General features: G+C 54.6%; 5 protein-coding genes and 1 tRNA gene. 4 read left to right on the top strand and 2 right to left on the bottom strand.

The window, feature by feature from the left end:
- The first annotated feature begins 195 nt into the window (after positions 1-195).
- The 4 genes from RC85_RS23665 to RC85_RS23650 all read left to right on the top strand — a co-directional run bounded on the left by RC85_RS23665 (position 196) and on the right by RC85_RS23650 (position 3,194).
- Positions 196-417 carry a Sec-independent protein translocase subunit TatA/TatB gene (locus RC85_RS23665; RefSeq protein ID WP_338060591.1) on the top strand — a complete coding sequence of 74 codons (222 nt, stop codon included), beginning with the start codon at positions 196-198 and terminating at the stop codon, positions 415-417.
- A 2-nt stretch (positions 418-419) separates the two neighbouring features.
- Positions 420-704 (top strand): Sec-independent protein translocase subunit TatA/TatB, encoded by a 285-nt coding sequence (locus RC85_RS23660; RefSeq protein WP_068267218.1) that lies wholly within the window; start codon positions 420-422, stop codon positions 702-704.
- A 241-nt stretch (positions 705-945) separates the two neighbouring features.
- Positions 946-3,051, top strand: a complete 2,106-nt coding sequence (locus RC85_RS23655; protein WP_068267217.1) for a trypsin-like serine protease — start codon at positions 946-948, stop codon at positions 3,049-3,051.
- Between the two features lie 69 nt (positions 3,052-3,120).
- Positions 3,121-3,194, top strand: a tRNA-Val gene (locus RC85_RS23650).
- A gap of 526 nt (positions 3,195-3,720) precedes the next feature.
- Here RC85_RS23650 and RC85_RS23645 read toward each other — a convergent pair.
- Together RC85_RS23645 and RC85_RS23640 are read right to left on the bottom strand one after the other, a co-directional pair.
- Positions 3,721-7,074 carry a S41 family peptidase gene (locus RC85_RS23645; protein ID WP_162273255.1) on the bottom strand — a complete coding sequence of 1,118 codons (3,354 nt, stop codon included), beginning with the start codon at positions 7,072-7,074 and terminating at the stop codon, positions 3,721-3,723.
- A gap of 374 nt (positions 7,075-7,448) precedes the next feature.
- Positions 7,449-9,368, bottom strand: coding sequence for a BBP7 family outer membrane beta-barrel protein (locus RC85_RS23640; RefSeq protein ID WP_149752512.1), 1,920 nt, complete (start codon positions 9,366-9,368; stop codon positions 7,449-7,451).
- Between the last annotated feature and the right edge of the window lie 461 nt (positions 9,369-9,829).

The raw sequence follows: 9,829 nt of genomic DNA, 5'->3' as shown, positions 1-9,829 counted from the left end.
CATTGTGGCAACGGCACATTTTCCTGATCGCAAGCATGTAGGCCGTAGCGAGCCAAAGCGAGTTACGGCAATTCGCGCACCGCCGTAACTCGCTTTGGCTCGCTACGGCCTACTTTCTCAGCCCTTTGACGTTCCCAGGATTTGGAATATGATATGGCGAGGCAACGGCCTTTTATCTCTTCGCGAGAATGTGAAATGATGCTTGAAAGTTTCGATAGTTTTGGATTGCTTGGCTTTGGGCCTGGGCCCATGGAATTGGCGATCATTGCTGGTGTGATTCTGTTGCTGTTCGGTTCGTCCAAACTGCCCAGCCTGATGCGAAACTTGGGACGCAGCACCAATGAATTTAAACGAGGGATGTCTGAATCGTCGCTCGACAAAGAAGAAGAATCGACTGATCGAATCGAGAAGTCTTAAGCATGTTTGGACTGGGACCATTTGAAATGGTGGTCATCGGTGTGATCGCTGTCCTGTTGTTCGGCGGCAATCTTCCCGAGGTCGCTCGCAAGCTTGGTGGCAGCTACCGCGAACTCCGCCGAAGCCTCAACGACGTCCAACAGCAATTCCGCGTCGCTGAATTCGAGGCCAAGAAAGCTCTCGATGTCACCAAGCTGGACGAACCCAAAAAGTCCGCGTCTGACGATGATCAGGATGATGAAGATTCGTCGAAGCCATCTGCACCCAAGTTCACTCCGCCGAGCTAGTGATCTCGGTTGTGTCCTTTAGTTATTTCCTTATGGACGGGAAGGCCGAACGGCATCCTGGAAATCCCCCGTCACCAGGGGCCTGCCGATCACCTCTTTGGTCGGCACGATTGTCCTTCAACCTGGCATGATCGTGATAGCACGCAAGAAGAACCCAGTCTAGGATACGAAGGTTGTGATTCTTCCCTCATCTTCGTTTGCCGGATATCTGATGGCCCCAGATTTTTGCTTAGCCCGCCCTTTGCACTCACTAAAGTTTCTCGTTTTCCTTGGCAGTGCGTTCGTTGCATCTTTGGTAAGCGTATCGCCGGCGCTGGCAATCGTTTGGCGAGACAATTTGTCTGATGCCGAGGTTCAGGCGTTGGCGATGCAGGGCCAGTTTCAAGGCGTGGGCACGGTCGGCGGCATCAACAGTGGAGCGACGGGGGTCGCGATCGCACCAGGCTGGGTTTTGACAGCCAGACATGTCGTAGGGAACGAAAGCTTCGCCACTTTTCGACTCAACGGCGTGACCTATTCCGGCGTCAGCCTCAGTCGAGCCGGCAGTGATGTTGCTTTAATTCAACTCAACCCGGGCCAGCAACTTCCGGCGTCCACCCCGTTCATCTCCCCCAACCCAAACCAAAATTCCGTGAACCAATTGGTTTGGAAAGTTGGATGGGGCGAATTTAGTAGCCGAGCTAATTCGCAGACCAACCGAGGCCCCTTCGGGCAAGCAGCTAGGGCGGGCACAAACGTTGTCGACTCGTCACAGGCAACTTTCTTTGGCCCCAGCTTGGTTATTAACAATAACAACACCAGTCCAAACTCAACTTCGTTCGAAGTCTCTACCGCACCGGGCGATTCCGGGGGACCGATGTTCTTGCAACACAACAACCAATGGTTCATCTCCGGCGTCACATCGGGTGTGATTGGCGGTGTCGGTTTTATTGAGGCGAATGTTGCCAGTGACTACAACTGGATTCAAACTCTAACAGGCTTACCATTCACACCACAAGCCGCACCGACCAAGGTGACTTTCGACCGTGACTTCACGACCGAAGGCGTCCAGTCAGGCAACTTGCCGGGGTTTTCGCCGACCTGGAATAACGACCGTCCAATGTTCTACGCCAATGGATTCAATTACACCTGGGAAAACGACGCACCACCGGTCGCGGTCTTTGGCACCGCCGACACATCTGCATCGATCGTCACCGTCACCGACGACATCGTATTCTCAGGAATCGAGTTTGCACCGACATCGGAATCGAGCGGTCCCTTCCAAATCGTCTCCGCTGCTTCGGGCGGAACCTTGGCTGCGATTTCCGGCGGCGCTTTCATTGAAGCGAACAGGTTCGGTGCGGTCGGAGCGAACCTGACCGGAACCAACGACATCACAAAAACAGGTCCCGAAGGAATCACGCTAACGGGCGACAACAGTAACTTCGACGCCGAGCTTATTATCGCTGACGGCTTCGTACGCATCAACTCGGCGGAAGCGCTTGGCACCGGCGGTTTTGTCGCTAGGACAAAAACAGTCGTGCAAGACGGCGCGACATTGCAGTTGACCGGTCCCGGCATCTCATCAGCCGAACACATGCACATTTCTGGTCAGGGAGACTTGGGCAATGGCGCGATTTTCGTCAGCGATGGCAATCACACGCTGACCGAGCGAATCGCATTAAGAGGCGACGCGACGATCAACGTCAACGCAAACGCTTCGCTCACCATCGGCGGTGACCAACGTGGAGACGTGGGCCGATTTTACGAAGGCAATAACCTTGCTGCGCCGCCCACTCTGACGCAAGACGGCGCGGGCACCGTCGTCTACGACCAAACGAACACAATCAATCGCCTTGCAGTCATCAACGGCGTCGCCGCGGGTGACGGCAGCATTGGCGGAACATTAGCGCTTACCACCGGTGCCGAATTGCGTCCCGGTGATTCAGCGATGGGTTCGGAATACGGAACGTTCTCAGCCGCTGACTTTTCCATGGACAGCGAATCGATTTTAAGCATCGATTTGGATCCTGAATCCATGCTGGCTGACTTGGTTGACGTGACCGGCACGATCAATCTTGCTGGAACATTAAACTTAAACTTGTTCAGCGCCCCATCCGAAGGCGACGAATTCATGATCTTCGAAAACGGTGGAACCGATTTGGTCATGGGACTCTTCGCCAGCGGCAATCAAGTATCAGCCATGTTCGGCGGCCAGAGCTACGACTTTGCAATCAACTACGCCGGCGGCACAGGCAACGACGTCTTCCTATCGTTCGCCACCGCCATCCCCGAACCATCCACCTTCGCTCTGCTAAGCATCGCAGCCCTAGCATCCGCCGCCCGCCGCCGCAAATCGAGCCACTAATACTCGCAATCAACATCCATCATTGCCCAGACGCCAACAGCAAGCTAAATTCAAACACCCCTGACACCAGGGCGATTAGCTCAGTTGGTTAGAGCGCTACGTTCACACCGTAGAGGTCACAGATTCGAATTCTGTATCGCCCATTTGGAACTAAGTAGCATGGCCCCCCGGGCCGTGCTTTCCATCTGCACGGCCCAGGGGGCCATGCTACATACAGATGCGAACGTTATCGCTTGTCCATCGTCGGCGTTTTGGATGCCTACGTGAAAAAAGTAGCATGGGCCCCCGGCCCGTGACGCGATCCCTTGATGATCAACTGCCTCCGGTCTCGCGATACACGGCCCGGGGGGCCATGCTACATACGGATGCGTATGTTATTGCTTGTCCGTCGTCAGCGTTTTGGAATCCTACGTGAAAAAAGTAGCATGGGCCCCCGGCCCGTGTAGCAATCCCTTGATGATCAACTGCCTCTGGTCTCGCGATGCACGGCCCGGGGGGCCATGCTACATACAGATGCGTATGTTATTGCTTGTCCATCGTCAGCGTTTTGGAAGGCTACGTGAAAAAAGTAGCATGGGCCCCCGGCCCGTGTAGCAATCTCCTGATGATCAATTGCCTCCGGTCTCACGATACACGGCCCGGGGGGCCATGCTACTTTGGTCAGATCGTTTATGAATCTTTGCGTTTGGAATCGTAGATCAGTTTGGGCATTGGGTTGGTCTTTTTGTCTCGGCGGACTTCCTTGAGCAGCACCTTGATTGCTTTCTGTAACTGACGGTCTTTACCCGACGGGATCTCACCGGGGGCTGGCCAGATTACATGGTGTGGGATCGCTCCTTTGCGTTCCATGTCTTCGCCGTCAACGGCCGTGAACCAGCCTCGGAATGGCATCCGCATGGTGCCCATGTCCATAATTTGTACCGCCCCGGTCGAGATCACGCCGCCGGCGGTTTGGACTCCTACGAGTTTTCCGCGGCGAAGATTTCGAATTGCGTGAGAAAAGATTTCGGCGTTACTAAAGCTGTTCTGGTTGCATAGGACCACGATTGGTTTCTGCCACGTTGCGTAAACCATGCGGTCTTGTGGATATCCTGGGCCACCGTCGCGGGGCACCGTGATCGCGTGACGCGGCTGCGTCAGCGCCGTCAGCAGGCGATCGGTGATCCAGCCGCCGCCGTTGTCGCGAACATCAATGACCAACCCCTCGCGGTCATACCCAACGCGATAGAGCTGTTTTTCAAACTCATAAAAACTGGGCATGTTCATCGCCCGAATGTGCAGATAACCGAGCTTCCCCTTGCTTCCTTCGGTGACCAAACGCCGATTATGTTCCAGCCAATGTTCATACAACTGATTTCGTGCAGTATCGAAGCTGGTCGGACGGATCGTGATTGGGACAGGATCATTTTTCTTCTCAGCATTGGCGCGCTGAACCGTTAGCAGGATGTCACGATCAATCGGTCCGTTAAGAACCAAGGTGAGATCCATCAGTGGATCGACCACGGTTCCATCGATCGTCATGATCCGATCGCCAGGTTTCAGTTTGCTGCCGGTACGATCTGCGGGCGTATCAGGCAACACATCTTGGATCAGCAAGCCAGGCCCATTGTCCCGGAAATCGAACCGTGCGCCCAAGTGCGCCGTCCTGTCGATGAACTCGGGCCGGGGCGATGACGGTTCGTCACGCGTGGGATTGAAACCGTTGTGCGACCCATTGAGTTCCCCCAACATCAATTTGATGATTTCCCCGAACATCGCAGACGTGACAGACATTTCGGCGGCGGATTCGTATTTACGACGCACCTCGTTCCAGTTGCGACCACCCATCTTTGGGTCATACCACCGGTCACGCATCACTCGCCATGCCTGGTCGAACGCCTCGCCAAACTTGGCACCGCGTCGATAGGTTTGACGAACCGAAAAGTCATATTTTTCCGGCTTTCCCTCGTCGTTCAATTTGGCGGGACTGCCCGAAATCAAACCCAACAAACCGCCCGATTTCTTGGACCAGGTTTTAACCTGAATGGTTGACTCACTGAATTTCTTAGGCTGCAGTTCATCTGGGAACGTGACCGAGTACATGCCTGAATCCCCATCGATGGACGCATTGAACACCAGCTTGCTGCCGTCTGGCGACCAAGCCAATTTGTACTGGTCAGAATCACCGACCGAAATCCGCTTGACCCGGTCATCTAGTCCGTCGAAATCAATCTCAATCGGCGCTGATTCATCCTTGTCTTCATCTTCGTCTTCGGCGTCTTCTTCGTCTTTATCTTCATCCGATGGTGCGTCGTCATCCTTTTCGCTGGGTGAATCATCATCCTGCTCGTTTGGGTCATCCTTGGTTTCTAACTCTGGTTTCGCCTTTCGCTTTTTCTCCATCGTCTCGATCGCTTCCTTCAGGCGACGCTCTCGCGATGTTTCTTCCGCCTGATCGGCTTGCAGATAGACGTAGTAGATATCCGTTTCGGTATCGATTCGTCGTCCAGTGAACGCCAGGATCTTTCCGTCGCTGGAAAACCGTGGATTGCCGTCGTCATCGGGGTGCTTTGACACGTTGTACGGCTGACCGCTGCCGTCCGCTTTGGTGATCCAAACGTCATCGTTAAAGTTGTCATCCTCCAGCGTGTAAGCGATCCAAGTTCCGCATGATGAGAGGTCAAAATCGGGTGTCGAGAAACCTTGAGCGATTGGCGTTGGTTGGTCTCCGTCCACCGACATTCGCATCAGGTCGCCGGGCATCCGCGTGAAGTAGAGGTGCTTGCCGTCGGGCGAAATTTGCAGATTGCTTTCAACGTCAGGGGTGTTTGTCAATCGCGTCCACTGTGGCGATTCGGTTTGCCACCAATACGGTTGATCTTCTGGGCGGGTTAGTTTCCAAATGTCGGTTTGGCCTTCTTGGACGCTGACGACAAACGCGGCTTCATCGGTCAAAACGGGTGAAGTTTCAAAACCAGGAGTGTCGGACAAGCGAACGGGCTCCTTCAGCTTCGTATCCATCGACCACAGATCACCGCCACTGGTGAAAATCATCTCGAGACCGTCTGCTGAGAACGCTACATCGGACGCTCGATCCAGACGCCGACGCATTTCATCATCCAGCGTCAACGAATCACCCTGGTAATTCAGCGAAATCTTTTTGGGCTTGGGTTTGTCCAGCGGTCGGTCTTCACCAAGTTCACAGTGATAAAAGTCGAACAGGTGGCGAAAGATTAAGTGCTTTCCATCGGCACTGACCGATGGCATCACAATCGAATCGTCATCGAACGCGGCCACCTCGGTATGTTCGCCCGTGATCATGTCGAATCGACAAAGCGATGCGCCAAGATAGCTGCCTTTGGTGAAGAAAAATGCTTCGCGATCTCCGTCCCACTTGGGGTGCCGACAATCGACGCCGATATGCAGTAGCTCGGTAAACTCTTCCGCTTCGATGTCGTAGATCCAAATCTGGGCAGCACGCTCACCGGTGTATCCCTTTCGCCACCAACGCGATCCTTCGCGAACGAACAACACGCGATTCCCATCAATGGCGATTGCCGGTTGGTCCGCGATCGCGTCGGCCAGCACCTGTTCATTCCGCCGCTCGCGAACATTCACGCGGATCATTCGGCGTGGGTATTTCCATCCATGGTCGCGAATTCCCGTGGCCAACACATGGTTCCCATCAGGAAACCAACCGTGCAGTTGATAGCCTTCGCTGTGATGAGTGACTTGGTGAGGCGTTCCCACGGTGGTTGGTACGCGTTTGCCGATTGAAAGATCAACTAAAAAGACTTGATCGGATCCGGTTCGCGAACTGACGAACGCCAACTCGGTTCCATCAGGTGAAAACTTCGGAGACGTATCGATCGAGGCATGAGTGGTGATTCGGGTGAGCCCACTGCCATCAACGTTGGCGATCCAGATGTCGCCGACCCAACTGAAAGCCAGATGAGTCCCTGCGGGAGAAATCTCTGGAGTGGAAACCAACTGAATCGGAAATCCTTCTTCTTCGGCCGCGTAACCTGTCAACTGCATTGGCATGACTGTTAACAGAAAAGCCACCAGGCCGCTGACGAAATGGTCACGATGATTCGGTCGAAACCTGAAATGGCGCGGGAACAACACAGGCAATATCCAACTTGGAAGCGAGGACTTTATTGAAGTTGCAAGTGTGCTTTGAATGCACCATCAATTCAAGTTCCAATCGGTCAGTCCGCCCTGACCTACCGAAATTGCGTTTCGATTAAGTGCATGAGAGCGTTATTTGTGAAACGCCGTGATTGTTTGTGGATATCAGATGCAGATGCAGATGCAGGTTCCTTTCCGTCCCGATGGCATGGTACGCAAAAAAACCCCGGCCGAGTGATCGGCCGAGGTTCTTTGCAAAGGGTTCTTCGTTGACGTTCAACTGAGTGTTACCAGTTGTACTCGCCTCCGACGTAGGCACCGTGCAACAGGTAGCTGTCGTCGGCTTGGACTTGCCCCAGGTCGGCGACGTTGTTGTACGCGACGGTTCGCGAATCAACTGCGTTGGCGACACCGGTGATACCCATCAGGCGATAGCCACCGCGAACGGTCCATCCACGAGTGACGCGGTAGCCGACTCCCAGGTCCAGTTCACCCAAGGTGGCAAGAACTGTGTCGGACGAATGGGTGTCGATGTTGTCAGTGCCGCCAGCTGTCAAGTATGCGACTTGTGTGTCGGTTCCCAAACGATGATCCATCGTTGCACGGTTTCCGTAGATACCGAACTTACCACCGATGTTTAGATCGATCCGGTTGCCGATGCAGTAGGTCAGCATTCCACCGAATTGGTAGCCGAGCAATTCGTTTTCGGTGTCCAAGTCGTCGAAGATGGTTGTACGCGAATCAAGCGTCCCATTATTGTTGGCATCTCCACCAGCCACATCGTCGTAGTCCACGCCGTATGCGACATTGGTTTCGTCGGTGATTCGCAAGTATCGAATACCGTGACTGGTGCGAATTCGCGTTCGACCTGAATTTGATCGTACCAACGGGCCAGCAGCCCCGCCCAATCCACGACCGCGGCCGAGACCAAGTCCAGCACCCAGGCCGTGACCTGCAGGTCCGCAACCGGCGTATGCTGCACGTTGAGCACCCATCAGGCCAAAGCTAAACAAGTCGAGCTCTAGTCCGTAGAAGTTCAAGTCGCGAGTCATGCGAACCTGATACGCACCACCCTGGATATCGTCGGCTGTTCCAGGAATATTATCAGCACCGATGTCCACAGTCGCCGTGGTCTCACCATCGATATGATCGTAAACGTTTTCAGCTCCAGAACCAAAGTTCAACAATGCATCACGGTACTGCGGTTGAGCCGCTCGAATGTCACTGCCCTGAACCGTGTGCGATTCAATTCCAGGATTCCACTGGAAGAATCTCACGCCAAGTCCGTATCGGCCACAGCCAAGATATCGACCAGCCGAAACATCAAAACCTACTCGGTCGCTCGGGTCCAAATCGTCTGTTCGGAATCGCGAGTTCAGCCCCGCCGCAATTGGACGACCTTGGCCTTCTTGTAACGCGAAGAACAGAATGTTTGCTCCACCGAACCATGGGAACAATTCGGGGCGCACGCCGCCGAATCCCGCACCACGTCCCGCACCGAAGCCGGCACCACGTCCAGCCGCGAAACCAGAATGGTTTCCGTATCCGCCATCGCCGCAGGATCCGCCGTCCCAAGGCGAGGACATCGCTTGGGCATACGGGCTTGGCGACGAGTTTGCGTAATCGTGACCCGCACCACCTTGGCACGATTGGCAATCGCTACCGCCGTGGATTCCACCGCTGCCAACGATCGTACCAGCCGGTGTTGGCATGGTGCTGTAGTTGCCCATGTGCTGGTGCGAATGCTGATCGGTTGAGTACTGTTGCTGATCGCTGTAGGACGCAGGCGGATAGCCGCCCGAGTAATGCGGTTGGCCTGTCACCACGTTGCCCATTGGCTGGTTTTGGTGAGCAGGCGTTGGATGGTGGGCCGAACCGTGCTGATGATTCGATTGAGCAGGTTGATAAGAGCTTTGAGGGATCTGGTCTTGAACGCGACTGCGATCGATCGTGCCTTGCTGAATTGATTCGCCCCTCGGTGAATCCATTCTCGGTGCAGCCATTCTTGGTGCAGGCAAATCTTCGGCCATTCCGCCAAGCAGATTATCCGCTGCGTCTTCGGCGGCGAGTGCTTCGTCCAACGCCGGTCGGAAATTGTTCCAACGCGATGGTGACGAGTAACGTTGGTCCGCATTGGCGACACCCGACAGAGCGAACGCGCTCATGCTGACGGCGATCGCGGTACGGCGAAGGAATTTTGACTTCATGTTATTAGAATCCTTTGCTAACTTCAGGTGAACGTCCAGGTTTGCATCCATGTGTGTGGAGGCTGTCCCCGTAGCAGCATCGACATCCATCCAGCGGACGTCGGAGAGATTCAAAGAGATTGTGCGCCAGAATGGCAGCGGCCGATTGGATAAGCCGGGCATCAATTGAAAGTTACGTTACCGCAAAGGTGTTCGCGATCAGACGGGATTGCCTAACCGGAAAAGGTTAAGGCCGCATAAAACCCGTAGATGATCCCGCCAGGGTTCAGTCCAACGCCATGGACTGTTTAACCGCGTGGGCATCGCCCCGCGCGTTGTGCTCAGCTTCCATGATCGCCAGCATGTAGGCCGTAGCGAGCCATAGCGAGTTACGGCAATGTGCGCACTGCCGTAACTCGCTATGGCTCGCTACGGCCTACTTTCAGGGTCCCAAACGCACCCTAGCCTGATGAAAATCATTG

Source organism: Rubripirellula obstinata (assembly GCF_001642955.1).
GTDB lineage: Bacteria > Planctomycetota > Planctomycetia > Pirellulales > Pirellulaceae > Rubripirellula > Rubripirellula obstinata.
Note: the sequence above shows the minus strand (reverse complement) of the source record. Positions and strands in the feature narration are given on the sequence as shown.